The sequence below is a fragment of the uncultured Algibacter sp. genome, assembly GCF_947495925.1.
Classification (GTDB): domain Bacteria; phylum Bacteroidota; class Bacteroidia; order Flavobacteriales; family Flavobacteriaceae; genus Algibacter_E.
In genome coordinates this window covers 609,373-628,303 of record NZ_CANMAU010000001.1, presented here as the reverse complement: position 1 = coordinate 628,303, position 18,931 = coordinate 609,373, and the positions used below count along the sequence as shown (strand labels likewise).

20 protein-coding genes and 1 tRNA gene are annotated in these 18,931 nt (G+C 33.9%); 18 read left to right on the top strand and 3 right to left on the bottom strand.

Annotation, left to right across the window (positions count from 1 at the left end; all coding sequences use genetic code 11):
• Positions 1-15 precede the first annotated feature (15 nt).
• From Q0857_RS02765 to Q0857_RS02730, 8 genes are all read left to right on the top strand, one after another.
• Positions 16-855 carry a tetratricopeptide repeat protein gene (locus tag Q0857_RS02765; RefSeq protein WP_298531784.1) on the top strand — a complete coding sequence of 280 codons (840 nt, stop codon included), beginning with the start codon at positions 16-18 and terminating at the stop codon, positions 853-855.
• Positions 856-905: 50 nt separating this feature from the next.
• Positions 906-2,684 (top strand): BatD family protein, encoded by a 1,779-nt coding sequence (locus Q0857_RS02760; protein ID WP_298531781.1) that lies wholly within the window; start codon positions 906-908, stop codon positions 2,682-2,684.
• 1 nt (position 2,685) lies between these two features.
• Positions 2,686-3,444, top strand: coding sequence for a tetratricopeptide repeat protein (locus Q0857_RS02755; RefSeq protein WP_298531778.1), 759 nt, complete (start codon positions 2,686-2,688; stop codon positions 3,442-3,444).
• A gap of 48 nt (positions 3,445-3,492) precedes the next feature.
• Positions 3,493-3,795 carry a hypothetical protein gene (locus Q0857_RS02750; protein WP_298531775.1) on the top strand — a complete coding sequence of 101 codons (303 nt, stop codon included), beginning with the start codon at positions 3,493-3,495 and terminating at the stop codon, positions 3,793-3,795.
• A 105-nt stretch (positions 3,796-3,900) separates the two neighbouring features.
• A complete protein-coding gene (locus tag Q0857_RS02745; protein WP_298531772.1) occupies positions 3,901-5,481 on the top strand; it encodes a SulP family inorganic anion transporter in 1,581 nt (526 codons plus the stop codon).
• An 11-nt stretch (positions 5,482-5,492) separates the two neighbouring features.
• A complete protein-coding gene (locus Q0857_RS02740) occupies positions 5,493-6,305 on the top strand; it encodes a universal stress protein (protein WP_298531770.1) in 813 nt (270 codons plus the stop codon).
• A gap of 130 nt (positions 6,306-6,435) precedes the next feature.
• The gene (locus Q0857_RS02735) at positions 6,436-8,298 is read left to right on the top strand and encodes a SulP family inorganic anion transporter (RefSeq protein ID WP_298531767.1); all 1,863 of its coding nucleotides are present in this window, start codon (positions 6,436-6,438) and stop codon (positions 8,296-8,298) included.
• A gap of 15 nt (positions 8,299-8,313) precedes the next feature.
• Positions 8,314-8,943, top strand: a complete 630-nt coding sequence (locus Q0857_RS02730) for a carbonic anhydrase family protein (protein ID WP_298531764.1) — start codon at positions 8,314-8,316, stop codon at positions 8,941-8,943.
• A 51-nt stretch (positions 8,944-8,994) separates the two neighbouring features.
• On the opposite strand, the gene Q0857_RS02725 is transcribed toward Q0857_RS02730, so the two are convergent.
• A complete protein-coding gene (locus tag Q0857_RS02725) occupies positions 8,995-9,519 on the bottom strand; it encodes a CvpA family protein (protein WP_298531761.1) in 525 nt (174 codons plus the stop codon).
• Between the two features lie 78 nt (positions 9,520-9,597).
• On the opposite strand from Q0857_RS02725, the gene Q0857_RS02720 reads away from it, so the two are divergent.
• The 4 genes from Q0857_RS02720 (at position 9,598) to Q0857_RS02705 (ending at position 12,256) form a co-directional block, all read left to right on the top strand.
• Positions 9,598-9,954 (top strand): hypothetical protein, encoded by a 357-nt coding sequence (locus tag Q0857_RS02720; RefSeq protein ID WP_298531758.1) that lies wholly within the window; start codon positions 9,598-9,600, stop codon positions 9,952-9,954.
• 130 nt (positions 9,955-10,084) lie between these two features.
• Positions 10,085-11,104: a phenylalanine--tRNA ligase subunit alpha gene (gene pheS / locus Q0857_RS02715; RefSeq protein ID WP_298531756.1), complete on the top strand. Its 1,020-nt coding sequence runs from the start codon at positions 10,085-10,087 to the stop codon at positions 11,102-11,104.
• Positions 11,105-11,107: 3 nt separating this feature from the next.
• The gene (locus tag Q0857_RS02710; protein ID WP_298531752.1) at positions 11,108-11,503 is read left to right on the top strand and encodes a hypothetical protein; all 396 of its coding nucleotides are present in this window, start codon (positions 11,108-11,110) and stop codon (positions 11,501-11,503) included.
• Positions 11,504-11,512: 9 nt separating this feature from the next.
• Positions 11,513-12,256, top strand: a complete 744-nt coding sequence (locus tag Q0857_RS02705; RefSeq protein ID WP_298531749.1) for a hypothetical protein — start codon at positions 11,513-11,515, stop codon at positions 12,254-12,256.
• 4 nt (positions 12,257-12,260) lie between these two features.
• On the opposite strand, the gene Q0857_RS02700 is transcribed toward Q0857_RS02705, so the two are convergent.
• The gene (locus Q0857_RS02700; protein ID WP_298531746.1) at positions 12,261-13,262 is read right to left on the bottom strand and encodes an NAD(P)H-dependent glycerol-3-phosphate dehydrogenase; all 1,002 of its coding nucleotides are present in this window, start codon (positions 13,260-13,262) and stop codon (positions 12,261-12,263) included.
• Between the two features lie 131 nt (positions 13,263-13,393).
• Between Q0857_RS02700 and Q0857_RS02695 the strand changes: the two genes are divergently transcribed.
• The 3 genes from Q0857_RS02695 (at position 13,394) to Q0857_RS02685 (ending at position 16,353) form a co-directional block, all read left to right on the top strand.
• Positions 13,394-14,344 (top strand): nicotinic acid mononucleotide adenyltransferase, encoded by a 951-nt coding sequence (locus Q0857_RS02695; RefSeq protein WP_298531743.1) that lies wholly within the window; start codon positions 13,394-13,396, stop codon positions 14,342-14,344.
• Positions 14,345-14,488: 144 nt separating this feature from the next.
• The gene (locus Q0857_RS02690) at positions 14,489-15,562 is read left to right on the top strand and encodes a carboxymuconolactone decarboxylase family protein (protein WP_298531740.1); all 1,074 of its coding nucleotides are present in this window, start codon (positions 14,489-14,491) and stop codon (positions 15,560-15,562) included.
• Positions 15,562-16,353 (top strand): adenylate/guanylate cyclase domain-containing protein, encoded by a 792-nt coding sequence (locus tag Q0857_RS02685; protein WP_298531737.1) that lies wholly within the window; start codon positions 15,562-15,564, stop codon positions 16,351-16,353. The genes Q0857_RS02690 and Q0857_RS02685 overlap by 1 nt, the downstream gene beginning before the upstream one ends.
• Positions 16,354-16,377: 24 nt before the next feature.
• Here the strand turns inward: Q0857_RS02685 and Q0857_RS02680 are convergent.
• Positions 16,378-16,459, bottom strand: a tRNA-Leu gene (locus Q0857_RS02680).
• A gap of 144 nt (positions 16,460-16,603) precedes the next feature.
• On the opposite strand from Q0857_RS02680, the gene Q0857_RS02675 reads away from it, so the two are divergent.
• The 3 genes from Q0857_RS02675 (at position 16,604) to pth (ending at position 18,924) form a co-directional block, all read left to right on the top strand.
• Entirely contained in the window at positions 16,604-17,545 is a 942-nt protein-coding gene (locus Q0857_RS02675; protein ID WP_298531734.1) for a ribose-phosphate pyrophosphokinase, read from the top strand.
• Positions 17,546-17,589: 44 nt separating this feature from the next.
• Entirely contained in the window at positions 17,590-18,222 is a 633-nt protein-coding gene (locus Q0857_RS02670; RefSeq protein ID WP_298531731.1) for a 50S ribosomal protein L25/general stress protein Ctc, read from the top strand.
• A gap of 75 nt (positions 18,223-18,297) precedes the next feature.
• On the top strand, positions 18,298-18,924 hold the full coding sequence (pth, locus tag Q0857_RS02665) for an aminoacyl-tRNA hydrolase (RefSeq protein ID WP_298531728.1): 627 nt from the start codon (positions 18,298-18,300) through the stop codon (positions 18,922-18,924).
• Positions 18,925-18,931: the final 7 nt, after the last annotated feature.

Sequence of the window (18,931 nt, the reverse complement as noted above, 5' to 3'; positions counted from 1 at the left end):
CTTTAGAAATAAAAAATGAAAGGTTTAATAACATTTTTAATATTATGCGTGTCGCTTTTTTCTTTTTCGCAAGAAGAAGATAAGCAACAAGCCTTGGCTATGAAAAAAGCTAATAATCATGTTTATGAAGGGAATAATTTAATTGAAGACGATTTTATTTCTGCAGAAATGGAATACAGAAAAGCGATTTCAGAACAATCCACTTCTGTTGCCGGCGCATATAATTTGGCTAATGCATATATTAAAAACGGTAGTCCTGTTGAAGCCTTATTTCGTTTAGAACAAGCAGCTAAAGCATCCGGTTCTAAAAGTGAGAAACATAAAGCTTTCCATAACATTGGTAATGTGTTGATGCAGAGTGAAAAATGTAAGGAGGCTGTTGAAGCTTATAAAAGCGCTTTACGAAATGATCCTACAGACGATGAAACACGATATAATTTAAGTGTCGCTAAAGCTTGTGCAGAAGAACAGAAACAGCAAGACGATCAGAATCAAGATCAAGATCAAGACGACGAGAATAAAGACGACAAGGATCAAAAAGAAGATCAAGAAAATAAAGATAAAGAGGGCGATAATAAAGACGATCAAGAGGACAAAGGAGACGAGGAAGAAAAAGAAGGTGAAGATGAGAAGGATGAAGAAGGTAAGCCAGAAGACGATAAGAAAGATGATGGAAAGGGTAATGAAGAAAAGAAAGAACAGCCTCAAAAGCCACAACCACAACCAGGGCAATTATCTCCTCAGCAAATAAAAAACCTGCTAGAAGCTATGAATAATCAAGAGCAAAAAGTGCAGGAAAAAATGAATGCTGAAAAGCAAAAAGGCGTTAGAATAAAAACGGAGAAAGATTGGTAAATTTTATAGTTTTGTTGTTTCTTCAAATAAGGAGATCTCGCTAATTACAAATGAAGTTTTTTAAACACATATCAGCATTACTATTTATACTTTTTATAAGTGCTTCATTCGCACAAGAGGTCGAATTTGTTGCGAAAGTAAGTAAGCAAAAGTTAGGGATTAACGAGCGCTTACGTATTGATTTTGTGATGAATCAGGATGGCGATCATTTTACACCACCAGATTTTTCTATGTTTACGGTTTTGGGTGGCCCAAACCAATCAGTAAGTAACTCATGGATTAATGGTGTTAGATCTTATAAGAAAACGTATAGCTATTGGCTTGCTCCAAAAAAACGAGGGGTTTTTAATATAGCACAAGCGAAAATAGAGATAGATGATAATGTGTATAAAACAACACCGATAAGAATTGAGGTTACCGCGGCTGTCGAAATTCCAAAAGACCCCAATGACCCCAATTACTTGGCATCTCAAAATATCCATTTAGTAGCTGAGGTTTCAGATACTAAGCCCTATTTAAATGAGGCCATTACTGTGGTTTATAAATTATATATCTCTCATAAAATAGCAGTTGATAACGTAAACGAAATTGATACTCCAAGGTTTAATGATTTTTGGAGTCAAAATATTGATACTCAAAATCAAAAAATTCAAAGTGGAACATATAATGGTGAGGATTACCGTTACGTAGTATATAAAAAGGCGGTATTATATCCGCAAAAAACAGGTAGACTAGATATTGAGCCATTAAGTTTAGATATTTCATTAAGGGTACCTACAAATAGACGGGATATTTTTGGTAGTGTTTTAATGAGTAGAGCGAATAAGACAGTTTCTGCTGGGAGAAAAACTATTAATGTAAAACCACTTCCCGAAGTTGGAAAACCACTAGATTTTACAGGAGCAGTTGGAAACTTTACTTTTAATGTTGATGCTTCCAAAACAGAATTAGACGCAACAGAATCTTTACAATTGAAGGTTGCTGTAAAAGGTAATGGAAACTTGAAACTATTTAAATTACCTAAAATATCTTTACCAAGCTCTCTAGAGGTTTATGAACCTGAACATAACGAGAAAGTGAAAACAAATCTTGCAGGAATGCAAGGAAGTATATCAGATAGTTATACCGTAGTACCTCAGTTTAAAGGTAAATACCCTATACCAAGTATTTCATTTTCATATTTTGATTTAAAAACAGAATCTTACAAGAGATTGTCTTCAGATGAGATTGTAATTAATGTTTTAAATGGTCCTTCAAGCGTTGCTGGAACTAATGAAAACAATACTATTTCAGGTGGAAATAAACAAGCTGTAGTGCTTAATAGCGATCTGTTTGCATTTATAAAAACTAAATCCAGTTTTACAGAGGTTAAACAAAGTCATTTCTTTAAAACACAATCATTTTGGAGTTTATTATTACTTCCGTTTTTAGCAATTCCTTTAGCAATTGTAATCCGCAAAAAGAAAGAGGTTCGAGATGCTGATGTATATGGAAATAGAATTAGAAAAGCCGATAAATTGGCGAGAAAATATTTAAAAGGTGCGAAAAAATCTTTAGGAAAAAAAGAGGAGTTTTACATTGCCTTAGAAAAGGCTTTGCATAACTATTTAAAAGCGAAATTGCATATTGAAACTAATGAATTAAGTAAAGATAAAATCACAGAATTACTTCTTGAGAGAAATGTGGAAGGTGAAGTAATTAAGGACTTCAATGGTATATTAGAAAATTGTGAGTTAGCACGTTATACGCCTATAGATATCGTGACTATGCAAGCAGATTATGAAAAAGCTAGTAAAACTATTTCTTTAATTGATAAACAAGCACGTTAAAATGAAACATATTTTATACATCATATCGTTTTTGTTTACAATTGGCGGATATGCTCAAATTCAAGATTTATTTGAGAAAGCCAATGCCTTTTATAATGATGGTAAATACGCCGAGGCTATCGATAATTACCAGGCAATTCTTGAAAGTGGGCAACACTCTGCAGAGGTATATTTTAATTTGGGTAATGCGAATTATAAGTTAAATAATATAGCCCCAAGTATATATTTTTACGAGAAAGCCTTAATTCTAGAACCTAATGATGCGGACATCAAACATAATCTAGCTTTTGCCAGAAATATGACTATTGATGTTATAGATGTGATCCCAGAGGCTGGACTTGCAAAAGTATTGAAGACTGTCGCAAATGAGCTGTCCTTCGATTCTTGGGCTATAGTATCTGTAGTTTTGGTGTTTTGTTTTGTGATATTGTTTTTAATCTATTACTTTTCATATACTACACTTAGAAAGCGTCTTACTTTTATTGGCAGTTTGGCTACCTTATTATTGGTTTGTGTAACTCTGGCTTTTGCTTTTCATAAATATAACTTAGATAATAAAAACAACCCTGCCATTATTTTTATTCAGGAAAGCAAAGTTAGGAACACACCTAATCCAAATGGAGAGGAGGCGTTTAGACTTCATGAAGGAACAAAAGTACAGGTACTAGAGACCTATAATAATTGGCAAAAAATTAAATTGGCTGATGGTAAAATAGGATGGGTGGCTTCTGAAGACATTAAATTGTTAAATAACTTTTAGCAAAAACTGAACAAAAACTCTATATTTATATTCTTAAACCATTTTTTTGTGACAAAACAAGTTATTTCAATATCATTATCAGCACTGTTCATGCTATTTGTTATAGCGCCAACGGTTATAATGATTATTGATGATTCTGTTGATGTATCTATGTTTTATTCTTCTACTGAAGAGGAAGAAAAAAGTCATGAAAAAAATAAAGATAAAGAGCTATTGCTTTTTGATTTTTCCAAAGCATTATCAGATCTTGACCTAAATGAAACTGAAAATAATTTGGTTTACTTTTTCAAGAAGTACCCTAAACCACATTTAAATCTTATTTCCCCGCCACCAGAATTATTCATAGTATAATTTTTTAGATTATCAGGACTGCTTAAAGGAAACAAACGGTCTGAGGCTTAATTTTTAACAACTTTTGAAATACTTAAGTATTTCAAAAGAATAATTTATTATAATATGTTTAAAACGATTAAAAAAGATTTACCAGCTAGTATTGTTGTATTTTTTGTGGCTTTGCCATTGTGTTTGGGGATTGCATTAGCTAGTGGCGCTCCTCTGTTTTCGGGGTTAATTGCTGGTATTGTTGGTGGTATAGTGGTAGGCGCATTAAGTGGTTCCAATATTGGTGTTAGTGGGCCAGCTGCTGGTTTGGCAGCTATTGTTTTGACTGCTATTGGGGCTTTAGGAGGCTACCAAAATTTTTTGGTAGCTGTAGTTTTAGGAGGAGTAATTCAATTACTATTTGGAGTATTGAGAGCTGGAATTATCGGGTATTATTTCCCGTCTTCTGTTATCAAAGGGATGCTTACTGGAATAGGGATCATAATTATCTTAAAGCAAATACCTCATTTTTTTGGTTATGATGCCGATCCCGAAGGCGATTTTGCCTTTTTTCAGGTAGATGGAGAAAACACGTTTTCAGATTTGTTTAGAACTTTAAAATTTATAACCCCTGGTTCCGCAATAATAGGAATAGTTGGACTGGCTATTTTAATTCTTTGGGAAAAGGTGCTTTCAAAAAAGGCAAAGATATTTCAGTTGATTCAAGGTCCGCTGGTTGTCGTGGTTGTGGGTATTGTTTTTTATATTTTAACCCAATCAAATGAAACTTTGAGTATCGCGAAAACGCACTTGGTAAGTGTGCCAGTGCCCGAAGATAGTGCCTCGTTTTTCGCTCAGTTTAGCTTTCCTAATTTTAGTGCCATTACTAATCCTGATATTTGGGTTGTTGCATTCACAATTGCACTGGTGGCAAGTTTAGAAACCTTATTGTGCGTTGAAGCAACAGATAAATTAGATCCTCATAAAAATGTGACACCTACAAATCGTGAATTGTTAGCTCAGGGTACCGGAAATATTATTTCAGGATTGATTGGAGGACTGCCAATAACTCAGGTAATTGTTAGAAGTTCGGCTAATATTCAGTCTGGTGGCGTGTCAAAAATGTCAGCGATTATTCATGGTTTTTTCTTGCTTATATCGGTTATAGTGATTCCTACATTATTAAATATGATTCCTCTTTCTGTATTGGCGGCTATACTTCTTCTTGTAGGATATAAGCTAGCCAAACCCTCAACTTTTAAGCAAATGTTTAGTTTAGGTTGGAAGCAATGGGTGCCCTTTACAGCTACTATATTAGGAATTGTATTTGTAGACTTACTATGGGGAATTGGTCTTGGACTAGGTGTAGGTATAGTGGTCATTTTAATAAAAAGCTTTCAGAATTCGCATTTCTTGCATATCGAGGATAAAAGTAATGGTAAGCATAGAATAAAAATGACACTTGCGGAAGAAGTAACCTTTTTTAATAAGGGGGCAATCCTTAAAGAGTTAGATAGTTTACCTAGAGATACCTATTTGGAATTAGATGTAACCAAAACGAGGTACCTGGATAATGACATTATTGAAATTTTAGAGGATTTTGCATTTAAGGCAACAGAAAGGAATATTGATATTCAATTGATTTCGGAGCGTGGTACTGTTGAAAATCCAGAGAGTTTTATTGATTTTTTCAAGCTAAGACCTAAAACGGCTTAAAATCACCAGTTATGAAAAAAGACCAATATAAAATTTTAGTGTTATCTGATTTGAAGGGCTCAACTAAATCGATTTTAAAGAGCACGGTGAGTTTGGCTAAAATGATTGATGGTGTGATAGAATTTTTTCATGTACAGAAGCCAACAGATGTTATTAAACAAGACAATCAATTTTCCGCTATAAGAACTATTAACAGCGAGTTTACTGCTTCTGAAAAAAAAATAAAAACCTTATTAAGTTCAATTTCAGAGGAGTATAGTTTAAAAATAAAATATAAGTCTTCAATTGGAAATGTAAAAAACGAAATAACACATCGTATTGAGGAGATTAATCCAGATGTTATTGTTTTGGGTAAACGAAAACATAAAATCCTGAATTTTGGAGGTGATAATATGACTCAGTTTATTCTTAAGCATCATAAGGGACCTGTTTTTATTGCAGCCGAGGAGAATGCCTTAGAGCCAAACAAAAAATTATCCTTAGGTGTTTTTGAGGAGAATGAAAAACCTTTAGATATTGAATTTAAAGATCAATTAATTCAAAATATCAATCCACCTTTAAAGTCATTTAAAATTGGTAAAGGGTCACTTCATGCCAAAAGGAATCAAGACGCTTTTAGTGATTTAAAGACTATAGATTATGTTTTTGAAGATGGAGGCAACGCCATTGAGAACTTGTCAAAGTATCTAACAAAAAATAATATTGATTTACTATGTGTTGGAAGAGATACTAAACAGATTAACGACTCTGTGAAACTTATGAAGAATGATGTAAGAGATGTAGTTGGTAAACTAGGTGTGTCTTTGCTTATTGCCGGACTGTAGAAATATGAGTTACGATAGCGTGTTTTAGAAAGAAGATTTTTGGAGTAAAAAATAAGCTGATATTTTTGATATGAGCTTATTTTTTTTGCCTATTTAAGTTAACTTAGAGGTTTAAATCTAGAAAGAGTTAATGAAAAATTTGTTTTCAAATATTAAGGGAGATGCTTTTGGAGGTATAACCGCCGGAATTGTTGCTTTGCCTCTGGCCTTAGCGTTTGGGGTATCTTCTGGATTAGGGCCAACAGCGGGGTTGTATGGTGCTATTTTTATAAGTTTTTTTGCGGCACTTTTTGGAGGTACAAATACTCAAATATCTGGTCCAACAGCACCTATGACTGCCGTAAGTATGGTTGTTATAGCTGGGATAGTTGCGGCTAATGATGGGGATGTAAATAAAGCATTGCCTGCAATATTAACTGTGTTCCTTTTAGCAGGTTTAATGCAAATCGGGTTAGGAGTTTTAGGTTTAGGAAAGTACATAAGGTATATTCCTTATCCTGTGGTTTCTGGATTTATGACGGCTATAGGAGTCATAATCTTGTTAACTCAAATTTTGCCTTCATTAGGATATTATCCTAAAGATGATATGGAATTTGTAAACACTTTTAAACCGCAAGCAGAAGAAGTTATATTGGAAAATATTTTAATAGAAGAAGCTGGTGAAGGTATACTTGTCCTTGAAGATTTTGAAGAAACTATTGAACGGGCTCATGAAATATCAGACGAAGCTATTCTTACTGAGTCGCAAACACTAGCGGCTAAAGAAGCTTCAGGTGCATTAGGTTCTATAAAAGCAATACCCAGAGCATTGCGAAATATTAATTGGCTCGAACTTATTTTAGCTTTAGGAACCATATTCATTATTTATGGTTTTAAAAAAATAACAATGGCAGTGCCAAGTACATTGGTAGCTTTAATCGTAATGTCTGGAATATCGGTGGGCTTTGGACTAGAGTATAGACCCATTGAAGAAATTCCTAGTGGTATACCTATGCCTAATTTAGATATTATTACCGATTTTAAATTGAAGAGTATCACTCCATATATTTTCACCGCTTTGACTCTGGCTTTATTGGGAGCAATTGATTCACTCTTAACAAGTGTAGTGGCTGATAATATGACGAAAACGAAGCATAAGCCCAATAAAGAATTAGTGGGTCAAGGAATTGGGAACAGTGTTGCCGCTATTTTTGGAGGTATCCCTGGGGCGGGTGCCACGATAAGAACCGTTGTGAATATTACATCTGGAGGTAAAACAAAACTATCTGGTATGATAGCAGGTATTTTGTTGTTGATTATATTATTGGGACTAGGGCCAATTGCATCAAAAATTCCAGCTGCGGTTCTTGCTGGGATTTTAATAACTGTAGGTATTGGCGTTATGGATTATAAAGGCTTAAAAGCCATACCTAACTTGCCAAAGGATATAAAAATAGGACCTTTAAAGTTAAGCTCGGAAGTGCTTATTATGTTAGTGGTTATGGTGCTTTCTACATTTTGGAATTTGGTTTATGCGGTAGGAATAGGTTTAGTTATTGCCTCTTTAATGTTTATGAAAAAAATAGGTGATTTAACAGCAGAGCGCTCTGACGTGAAAACGCTTAAAGAAGAGGCTTGGGATGATGAAGGTGATTTCCCTGCGAGTTTACAAGAAGAGGTGTTTATTAAACACCTTAAAGGACCATTGTTCTTTGGGTCCACAAGTGATTTTCAGAATTTGTATGCCCAAATACCCAAAACAGCCGAAATCGTTATTCTAAGATTAGGACGTATGCAATATATGGATCAATCGGGCTTGTATGCTATGGAAGATATGCTGCAGGATTTAAAAAGAAATGGTGTTGAAGTTTTGTTTGTAGACCTTCTTAAACAGCCAAGATATATGATGGAACGAATCGATATCATTCCAGATTTTGTTCCAGATACCCATATTTTTAATACCTTTAATGAGTGTTTGAAATGGGTTAAAGAAAACGTAGAAAACAAATATTAATTAATAATAATTATTATGAAAAATATCGCCATTACAAAGGAAGTTCAATCAGCTTTTACACCATCAAATGTTTTAGAAGACTTGATGGAAGGTAATAATAGATTTGTAAATAATAACAGCCAAACGGTTGATAATGCTTCGCTAATTAATCAAACAACAGCAGGTCAGTTTCCAAAAGCCGTTGTGTTATCTTGTATAGATTCTAGAGTGCCTGTAGAAACTGTTTTTGATCAAGCTATCGGAGATATTTTTGTAGCTCGTGTTGCAGGAAACTTTGAGAATATTGACATTTTAGGGAGTCTAGAATATTCTTGTGGAGTTGCCGGAAGCAAGTTGGTACTGGTTTTAGGGCATGAAAGCTGTGGGGCGGTGAAAGCGGCTTGCGATGGTGTAGAATTGGGTAATATTACAGCCATGCTAAGCAATATTTTGCCAGCAGTTAAGAAAAGTGCAGAAGAGGTTGATGGAGAATTAAATTCTTCAAATAAAGAGTTTGTGGCTAAAACGGTAGAGAATAATGTAAAGCTTACGATTGATCGTATTAAAGAAAAGAGCCAAATATTGAGGGAGATGGAAGATAATGGAGAAGTGAAAATTGTTGGTGGGGTTTACAATTTACATACAGGAAAGGTAGAATTACTGTAATTAAAAAAGTTTTTAAAAAAGTCAAGACACTTTTTTAACCATGCATCTTAATCAAGCATTGTTATTTAGGGTGTCTTGACTTTCAGGTTCTTTTTCGTACTCTAAAATATTTGGAAAAATTAAAGGTACTAATGTTTTAACAGGAGCATATAATATTGAATTTTCAATAATATCTTCATCAACAAAGGCCATGGTCTTGTTCATTTTGTTAAAGATATTCAAGACCACACTTAAAATCAAAGCAGTTTTTAATGCTCCAAATAGAGCACCAAGTAGTTTATTTAAAATGCCTAAGGCTGCAAAATTTGCTAGTTTAGTTAATGCTTTTCCAGCTAATCCTATGGCTAAAACGATCACAACAAACGTAATTGCAAAAGCCGCAATATTTATAGTTTTTTCATTCCATTCTGTCTTAGATTGTAAAAAATCAGCGGCAAAATTACTAAAGTGTATGGCACCATAAACACCAGCTATTAAAGCCACTAAAGAAGCGACCTCAACAAAAAGCCCTTTCATAAAACCGCGAACGAGACCAAATAAAATTAAAGCCCCTAAAACAATATCAATTACACCCATACGTATTACTTCACAATTTCAGCAAATATAAATAATAGTCACCATATGGTTTATTAACTTTGCAGCTTTCAAATTATTATGTCTAGAGACCAACAATTAAAAGAACGCTGGGAGGAGGTGGTTGAAAAGCTATCAAATCAATTTGCAGATGGAGACACCTTAGATCTTGATGCGATTATTTATTTAATAGGTGTTCAGGAGTTAGGACAGTTGGAAAGATCATTTAAAAAAGATCAGAAGTTAGATCTCATGCACATAGCTATTTGTAAGTTGTTGATGCCATACGGATATTATGAGCTGGATTTTGTTGATGATGAAGGCTGGCCCCATTATAAAATACTTGAAGAATTACCACATCTTAAAGCAGGCGAGCAAAGTGTTTTAATGAAAGAAGCAATTGTGGGTTACTTTTTAGAAACCGAGTATATTAGTTAAGGCGTTACCACAAGGGTCGGGCTTTTTGTTACAATCTTTTTATGTGTGCCTCATAAAAAGGATTTCCTCTACAATCCCTAACGCAATTCACGTAAAAAACAGTAAATTTGCCATCATTTTGTAAAAGGTCATGATAGATAAGATAAAAGAACTTATAGAAGAAGCTGAAGCGTTTAAAGCACAATCAAAGGAAGAGGTTGAGGCATTCCGTATAAAGTATTTAGGTAAAAAAGGACTGTTAAACGACTTTTTTTCTGAGTTTAAGAATGTGGCAAATGATCAGAAAAAGGAATTTGGTCAAACTATAAATAAACTTAAAAAAACGGCTGAAGATAAAGTCAATGCGCTTAAAGATCAGCTAGAAAGCACAGAAGAAATAAAAGGTGTTTATGGCGATTTATCGCGTCCGGGAGAACCTATTCAAATTGGTGCACGTCATCCTATTTCTATAGTTAAAAATCAAATTATTGATGTCTTTTCCCGTATCGGGTTTAATGTTAGTGAAGGGCCAGAAATTGAAGATGACTGGCATAATTTTACGGCATTAAATTTACCAGAATATCACCCAGCACGTGATATGCAGGATACATTTTTTATTCAAACCAATCCCGATATTTTATTACGTACGCATACCAGCTCGGTACAGGTACGTTACATGGAAAATAACAAACCACCTATCCGTACTATTTCTCCTGGTAGAGTGTATAGAAATGAAGCCATATCGGCGCGATCGCATTGTTTCTTTCACCAAGTAGAAGGTTTGTATATTGATAAAGATGTGAGTTTTGCAGATTTAAAGCAAACACTACAACATTTTACTACCGAAATGTTCGGGAAATCTAAAATACGCTTACGTCCGTCTTACTTCCCTTTTACAGAACCAAGTGCAGAAATAGATGTGTATTGGGGGTTAGAAACTGAAACCGATTATAAAATCACTAAAGGAACCGGTTGGTTGGAAATTGGCGGTTGTGGTATGGTAGACCCTAATGTTCTTGAAAACTGTAAAATTGATGCTACAGAGTATTCTGGTTTTGCTTTTGGTGTTGGTATAGATCGTATAGCTATGTTGTTGCATCAAATTGGTGATATTCGATTATTAAGTGAGAATGATGTTAGGTTTTTAGAGCAGTTTAAGTCTGTTTTGTAAAACATGAAAAAAGATATCCAGATCCATGAGGTTGAAGGCGTTTACATTGCTGTGGTAAATGAATACAACGATGTTTACAAAACTCAAGATTGGAATGCCTATATCATTAATGATAAGACCATCGATTTAGAAATGGTTTTGATTGTAACTAGCGGATATTCTGAAGAAAAGACAACCTCTGTTTTTAGAAAGAAGTTAGATGTGCTTCCTAGAAAAAGTTATGCCAAAATAGAATTGATGCAAGAAGAGTTGTTTGCACTTAATAACACTTTTAAAGTGTCTTTTTTTGAAGGAAATCAAATGCTTGATAAAACCTACTTATTTCGAAAAAACACTATTAATTTAAAGGCTTTACAGCCTGTGCCTTTAATGGATGTAAAAGGGGTTCTAGTTAAATAGGCAATTATTATGATTAGAATATTTACAAGCCTAATACTTAAAGCAAGTTTATGTCTATGTAGTTTTTTTTCTTTCGGACAAGAGAGTAATACAACCTCTGAGGATTATGGAACATTAATTTTTTCTGATGATTTTGAAAGGAATGAATCTCAAGAGCATAAAGATGAAGTAGGGAATAATTGGACCACAAGTAGTGATAAAACAGCTAAAGGCCATAAGGAAGTTGATCTACGAAATGGACATATGCATATTTATATTCATGAGGAAGCTAATCATGCCGTGTCTGTAAGGCATAAAATGGGCTTTACAGATGGTGCTTTGGCAATAGATTTTAGGTTAGATCATGAAAATGATATTTTAGTTTTAAATATTGCAGACCCTTCTTGTAAATCTGTTCATGCTGGACATTTAGTAGATGTAAAAATTAAGGCAAAAACTATTGAACTGTATGATTTAAAAACGGGTATTTTTAATTTAGCTATTAAAAAAGCTAGAATGAGTAAAACTTTAACTAACGAACAGAAAGCGCTTTTAAAGACAAAAGTTAAAAAGATACCTCATAATCTTATGCCTAAACAATGGCATAAAGTTCTAGTAAAAATTTCTGGAGATACTTTAAGTGTTTTTATTGATGATGTAGAGGTAGGTGTATTTGCATCAGAAGGTTTTGAGCATCACTCAAAAGACTTATTACGTATTTTGGTTCCTAGAAAAGTAACAGTTGACAACCTGAAAGTCTGGAAAAAGCAATAATAGCTTAATTCAACTTATCAGTTAATTTTTTAAATACTTTTTTCGGACTTTTATTTTCGTACAAAATTTCGTAAACAGCATTTATAATAGGGATTTGTGATTTTCGGGCACTCTTTTCATGCAGTAGGTGAGCACTTTTAGTGGCGTAATACCCTTCAGCAACCATATTCATTTCCATTTGTGCAGACTTAACGGTGTACCCCTTGCCAATCATATTACCAAACATACGGTTTCGCGAAAATATGGAATACCCTGTAACTAATAAATCACCTAAATAAGCTGAATTATTAATATTACGTTTCATTTTGTGTCTTTTCTTAATAAAGCGCTTCATTTCACGTATAGCATTACTCATTAAAACACTTTGAAAATTATCGCCATAACCTAAACCATGGGCAATACCGGCGGCAATGGCATATATGTTTTTGAGCATTACGGCATATTCAACGCCAATAATATCATCACTAATTTTAGTTTTGATATAATCGCTAGATAGATTTTTGGCAATAGCTTTCGCTTTATCAGCGTCCGCACATGAAATAGTTAAATATGATAATCGTTCTAAGGCGACTTCTTCTGCATGACAAGGTCCTGCTATTACAGCTATATTATTGTAAGGTACTTTGTAAACCTCATGAAAGTGTTCTCCAACCAATAAACCAGATTCTGGCATAATACCTTTTACAGCAGATACAATAATTTTATTAGAAATATCAACTGTCATTTTTTCTAGTTCACTATGAATAAAAGCTGAAGGGATTACAAAAATTAAAACATCCGCATAGTTCGCTATTTCATCTATATCGTTACTTAGTTTTAACTGTTCTAAATGAAACTCTACAGAACTTAAATAATTTGGGTTATGTTGTTCTCTCAATAAATGCTCTTTGGTATAAACACTTCGCATATACCAACCAATTTCATCTAAATTTTCAGAAAGCATTTTTACAATAGCAGTTGCCCAGCTTCCAGCTCCAAAAACCGCGTATTTTAAAGGTTTATCCATAAAAAATAAATCAATTTATTATCCAAAAATACACAAAATATTAATGGTAATTAAAACTATATAATGGAAGTGATTTCTTTTTTGGCACGTGTTTTGAAACCCTTAAATCAAGAACCCTAAATAATTAAACTATGAAAACGATAAAAATACTTTTAAGCTTTATTTTAACGGCTACTCTTTTTACCTCATGCTACAGAGAAACTCTGGTTGAAACCGTGGTTATTGAACAACCTATTGAAGAAATACCGCTTACCGTAAATGAATTACTAAGCGCTTACGAACTTTGGTATGTAGATATTAACGCGACGATAGGTTATGGTGAAACCCCTTTTTTACAAAAAGCTTTTACAGTTTCGTTTTTAAATGGCGTTTTGTACGCTAATAATAATATTGTGGGTATTGGTCATAGTGGCGATGGTTTTGGAATTGATGTTGCAGATTATAATGGCTACGATATGATACTAGATGTTAATCATGATTTAGATGGGTTTTCTACTTTTGATGTATTTCAGGTAAACAATAGCCGAATTGAGTTATATAATCCTAATAACGATACCTCGTATTTTTTGGATGGTTACCAACGTAACGATTTTGATTATGATTTTGTTTTTTATGATAATATACACTACTTCTTGCAGGAGTATGAGGCATGGGAGAAGACTTATACAAGTGAGTTTGGTGCAATAAATGAGTTTGATCAAGAAAATTATTTACAGTTTTTGGCAGGAGGAAATGATTCTGAGTTTAGAAGTTCTAAAGATGAATTTGGGTTAAACCCTAATTTTATAAGATGGGATTATACGGGACTTTATGGGGTAGGAAACGTAACAGACGATCTCTATTTAAAAATTTTAACATTAGATTATGATTATATGGGCAATGAATTTTTTGAATTGACCGTTATAAATGATGAAACCATAGAGTTGTTTCACCCAACATCTGAAACCGTTTATGAATTTAAAGGCAGAGGATACATACAGTACTTAAAAACTACTAATGGTAAAAAAGAAAAGAAAAACAAAAAGCGTAAGTTTAAAAAAGATAGAGTAGATAACCCCAGAGAAAATACAAGGGTTAAATAAAAATTTTGGTTGGTTATTTAGTTAGAAACCGTTTAAAGTCCTCAACTTTAGGCGGTTTCTTTTGTTTTCTAGGTCTTTGTTGTTTTTAGTCTATGAAAAAAGTGTTAAGTTTATAGAATCTTGATAGGTATAAACCACAAAAAAATGGCCGAATTACTTAATGATATAGAATGGAGTGAGCCAACCTTGTCTATAGTTCATGATCTTGAGTGGGAATCTGAGGTGAAGGCAGATATAGGTAGAGTTATGGATGTTCATATGCGAACATCTAATAGTAAATGGTTACGGAAAACTATTTTGAAGTGGCCGAGGTATGAGGCGCAGGAATTTCCAAGAAAACTAGCTGATATTTGTATACTGGTCGCGGCTCAAGAGAATGCCTGTAGATATTGTTACGGGGTAGCAAGGTCTTGGATGAGGCTTTGGGGGTATTCCAAAAAAATGATAAATAATATAGAACGTAGTGTTCAAATGGCTGAAATGGATGAAAAAGAACGTGCTTTTATTCGTTTTTGCAGAAATTTATCAAGGTCAAATCCCACACCACCAAAGAAAGATAGAGATGAACTTATTCGTTTAGGGTATTCTGAGTTAGCGGTATCAGAAATGGCTTTTCTGATTGTAAATCAGTGTTTTGTGAATAGGGTATCTACGTTTTTGGCAGTTCCTCCTATGGATGATCTGGAACGACTTCCAAATAGCTTTTTAGGGCGACTTTTAAGACCCCTAATAGGATGGAAATTAAGAAAAATGGGATGGACTGAAAATAGACCTTTAGAAGGAGATCCAGATTCTTTTCCTGGGGTAGTACAAAAATTATTAGGACTTCCAGCCGCAAGAGCTATGAACGACACTTTGGAAGGTGCATTAAACTCTGATGCACTTTCAAGAAAATTGAAAGTGCTTATGTTTGCCGTAGTAGCTAATAGTCTAGATTGCGAATTTTGTAAGGAAGAAACGCATTCTATGGCGTTAGAATGCGGTTTTACCGAAGAGGAATTTAAAACAGCATTGAATACCTTGTCTTCAGTACATTTGAACACTAAGGAAGAAAAAATACTATCCTGGACTAGAGAAACCATACATTTTCAGAATGGGCCAATGCAATCCAGAGTTAAAGAGTTAGCCCAAGAGGTTGGAGAACCTATGATGCTTGAGGCTATTGGGATTGCCTCTCTTGCCAATTCAACTGTTAGATTAGCTGTACTTTTGGGTTAATGGATATGATAATTTATATTTTAATTATTGGTGTTTTAGTAGCTGGTTTATGCTTAGTTATTCTAAATCAAAAAAAGCGTAATCAAAAATTAGAAAAGTTATTAACTCATACTAACGAAAAGCTTGAGCGACTTCAAATTCATTTTGGCCGATTTACGCCAGAAGAGGTAATCGAGCATCTTACAGATTCTGATAGCGCATTTAAACCTACCATGCGTCCTGTTACCGTGTTGTTTGCAGATCTTAAAGGGTTTACAAAAATGTGTGAAGAAATTGAGCCGTCTGACATGGTAAATATTTTAAACGGCTATTTTCGTTGCATGAGCAAAGTGTTAACACGTCATCATGGGCAGGTAACAGAGTTGATTGGGGATGGGATATTATCGCTTTTTGGAGCATTAAGGAATAATCCTTGGCAGGTTCAGGATGCTGTAATGGCAGCCTTAGATATGAGGTTGGCACTTGAAGAATATAATAAAGAATTGAAGGCAAAATCATTTCCTGAGTTGGCTTTTGGAATAGGAATTCATAAAGGTAAAGTTTTAGCTGGGGTTATGGGAAACTATGAACTAAGTAAGTTTGGAGTTGTAGGCGACCCTATTAATGTAGCAGCACGAGTTGAAGCCCTAACAAGAGAACACGACACAGATATTTTAATAACCGAAAAAATTAAGGTTGAACTTGATAATAGATTTGTCTTGGAGCCCATGCCACCGGTTATGGTAAAAGGAAAGTCAGAGCCTGTTATAACATATACGGTAAAAGGTTTGCAAAAAAATAAAAACCCATAATTTTTGTATTATGGGTTTATTATGTACTCAAGGTGGGAATCGAACCCACACTCCCGAAAGAACTGGATTTTGAATCCAGCGCGTCTACCAATTCCGCCACTTGAGCATTTCGGAAAGCAAAAATATATATTTTTTCGGTATAAAGCATAAAAATAATAGCCAATATACTTTTTAGGTTGAAATAAATGCATAAATTTGCACCTCGTTAAAAATCAAGCGTGTTTGCACGCTCTAAAACAACAAGTTAACTATGCCAATTGTTATTACAGAAGCTAAAATTTTTGCATGTAAACAGAGTGAAATTCTTGGTGAAAAAATAGCCAAAGCCTTTGGTGCTGAGTTAGGTAATGTAATTACATCTACTTATAGTGATGGAGAATTCCAACCATCTTTTGAGGAGTCTATTCGAGGAACTCGAATTTTTATAATTGGTTCAACCAATCCTGGTCCCGAAAATTTGATGGAAATGTTGTTAATGATTGATGCTGCAAAACGAGCTTCAGCCAGACATATAACAGCTGTATTACCATATTTTGGATGGGCTAGACAAGACAGAAAAGATAAGCCGCGTGTTCCTATTGCTGCCAAATTAGTAGCAAAAATGCTTGAAGCCGCAGGAGCAACACGTATTATTACTATGGATTTACATGCAGATCAAATTCAAGGGTTTTTTGAAAAACCTGTAGATCATTTATTTGCGTCTACCATTTTCTTACCATACTTAAAAAGTTTGAATTTGGATAATTTAACCATAGCTTCGCCAGATATGGGTGGTTCGAAAAGAGCCTACGCCTACTCAAAAGCACTACAAAGTGATGTTGTAATTTGTTATAAACAACGTGCAAAAGCCAATGTGATTTCTCATATGGAACTTATTGGAGATGTTACAGGTAAGAATGTAGTTTTAGTTGATGACATGGTTGATACAGCAGGTACATTAACAAAAGCAGCAGATTTAATGATGGAGCGTGGTGCATTAAGTGTTCGAGCTATATGTACGCATCCTATTTTATCTGGAAAAGCTTACGATAACATAAATAATTCAAAATTAGAAGAATTAATAGTAACAGACTCTATTCCTGTTAAACCTTTAAGCGATAAAATTAAAGTGTTAAGTTGTGCAGATTTGTTTGCTCAGGTTATGGAGAAAGTGCATAATAATCAATCTATTAGTTCAAACTTTGTGATGTAAATCGCAATTTAATAAGAGTATTAATTAAATTATATAAATAAAAAATGAAATCAATTACAATCAACGGATCTCAAAGAGAAAGCGTGGGCAAAAAATCAACAAAAGCCTTACGTAATGCTGGTCAGGTTCCTTGCGTATTATACGGAGGAGATAAGCCAGTGCATTTTTCAGCACCAGAATTAGCTTTCTCAAAACTTGTATACACGCCTAATGCGCATACAGTTGTGATTAATTTAGAAAATGGTGAAGTTTTAAATGCTGTACTTCAAGATATTCAATTTCACCCAGTAACAGATAGAATTTTACACATAGATTTCTATCAGTTATTTGAAGATAAGGAAATTGCATTAAACATACCTGTTAATTTAGTAGGTAATTCTAGAGGTGTTAAAAATGGTGGTGTTTTAAGAAGAAATAACCGTAAATTACGTATCAAAGCACTTCCAGCTAACTTACCAGATTTTATAGAAATAGATATTACGCCTCTTAAAATTGGTGATAAAGTTGCTGTAGGTGATTTACCAAGTGAAGATTACACATTTTTACATTCTGATAATACTGTAGTATGTCAAGTAAGAACATCTAGAACAGCAGTTGAAGATGAAGAAGAAGAAGAAGAATTAGAAGAAGGAGCAGAAGCACCTGCAACTGAAGCGGCAGAAGCTACTCAAGAATAATATTATTCTTAACTAATTATTAAAAGCATCCTGTATTTTCAGGATGCTTTTTTATTTTTACAGAAATAAACTCTTATGTGGTCGTTTTTACATAGACTTTTTAGAAAAAACAAGGACATAGAAGTCATTCATCCCATGAAGAAATTTTTAATAGTTGGTTTAGGAAATATTGGTGAGAAATATGAAAATACGCGCCATAATATAGGGTTTAAGGTTTTAGATTTTTTTGCAAAGCAGGAAGAATTAATTTTTGAAACCCAGAAATTAGGTGATATTGCTACCTATAAACTAAAGGGTAGAACCTTTATTTTTATGAAACCTAATACCTATATGAATTTAAGCGGAAAGGCTGTTTTATATTGGTTAACAAAGGAGAAAATTCCGTTGGAAAACTTATTAGTAATTACAGACGATTTAAACTTACCTTTTGGAAGCATCCGTTTAAAAACCAAAGGGAGTGATGGTGGACACAACGGTTTAAAAGATATTCAACACAAATTAAATACCACAAAGTATAATCGTTCCAGATTTGGTATTAGTGATGCTTTTAGTAAAGGTAGGCAGGTAGATTATGTTTTAGGGGAATGGACTCCAGAAGAGTTGGATAAATTGAATGAACGACTAGAGCAATCTACAGAACTTATAAAATCGTTTGGGCTTGCTGGGGTGAACAATACCATGAATTCTTTTAACGGTAAATAGCTGCTTT

What these genes read in the sequence shown, in the direction of transcription:
- Q0857_RS02730 (WP_298531764.1), top strand. Translation starts at nt 8,314, where the DNA reads ATGAAAAATATCGCCATTACAAAGGAAGTTCAATCAGCTTTTACACCA.
- Q0857_RS02710 (WP_298531752.1), top strand. Translation starts at nt 11,108, where the DNA reads ATGAAAAAAGATATCCAGATCCATGAGGTTGAAGGCGTTTACATTGCT.
- Q0857_RS02700 (WP_298531746.1), bottom strand. Translation starts at nt 13,262, where the DNA reads ATGGATAAACCTTTAAAATACGCGGTTTTTGGAGCTGGAAGCTGGGCA.
- Q0857_RS02725 (WP_298531761.1), bottom strand. Translation starts at nt 9,519, where the DNA reads ATGGGTGTAATTGATATTGTTTTAGGGGCTTTAATTTTATTTGGTCTC.
- Q0857_RS02745 (WP_298531772.1), top strand. Translation starts at nt 3,901, where the DNA reads ATGTTTAAAACGATTAAAAAAGATTTACCAGCTAGTATTGTTGTATTT.
- Q0857_RS02685 (WP_298531737.1), top strand. Translation starts at nt 15,562, where the DNA reads ATGGATATGATAATTTATATTTTAATTATTGGTGTTTTAGTAGCTGGT.
- Q0857_RS02705 (WP_298531749.1), top strand. Translation starts at nt 11,513, where the DNA reads ATGATTAGAATATTTACAAGCCTAATACTTAAAGCAAGTTTATGTCTA.
- Q0857_RS02755 (WP_298531778.1), top strand. Translation starts at nt 2,686, where the DNA reads ATGAAACATATTTTATACATCATATCGTTTTTGTTTACAATTGGCGGA.
- Q0857_RS02740 (WP_298531770.1), top strand. Translation starts at nt 5,493, where the DNA reads ATGAAAAAAGACCAATATAAAATTTTAGTGTTATCTGATTTGAAGGGC.
- Q0857_RS02690 (WP_298531740.1), top strand. Translation starts at nt 14,489, where the DNA reads ATGGCCGAATTACTTAATGATATAGAATGGAGTGAGCCAACCTTGTCT.
- Q0857_RS02760 (WP_298531781.1), top strand. Translation starts at nt 906, where the DNA reads ATGAAGTTTTTTAAACACATATCAGCATTACTATTTATACTTTTTATA.
- Q0857_RS02765 (WP_298531784.1), top strand. Translation starts at nt 16, where the DNA reads ATGAAAGGTTTAATAACATTTTTAATATTATGCGTGTCGCTTTTTTCT.
- Q0857_RS02720 (WP_298531758.1), top strand. Translation starts at nt 9,598, where the DNA reads ATGTCTAGAGACCAACAATTAAAAGAACGCTGGGAGGAGGTGGTTGAA.
- pheS (WP_298531756.1), top strand. Translation starts at nt 10,085, where the DNA reads ATGATAGATAAGATAAAAGAACTTATAGAAGAAGCTGAAGCGTTTAAA.
- Q0857_RS02735 (WP_298531767.1), top strand. Translation starts at nt 6,436, where the DNA reads ATGAAAAATTTGTTTTCAAATATTAAGGGAGATGCTTTTGGAGGTATA.
- Q0857_RS02695 (WP_298531743.1), top strand. Translation starts at nt 13,394, where the DNA reads ATGAAAACGATAAAAATACTTTTAAGCTTTATTTTAACGGCTACTCTT.
- Q0857_RS02670 (WP_298531731.1), top strand. Translation starts at nt 17,590, where the DNA reads ATGAAATCAATTACAATCAACGGATCTCAAAGAGAAAGCGTGGGCAAA.
- pth (WP_298531728.1), top strand. Translation starts at nt 18,298, where the DNA reads ATGTGGTCGTTTTTACATAGACTTTTTAGAAAAAACAAGGACATAGAA.
- Q0857_RS02675 (WP_298531734.1), top strand. Translation starts at nt 16,604, where the DNA reads ATGCCAATTGTTATTACAGAAGCTAAAATTTTTGCATGTAAACAGAGT.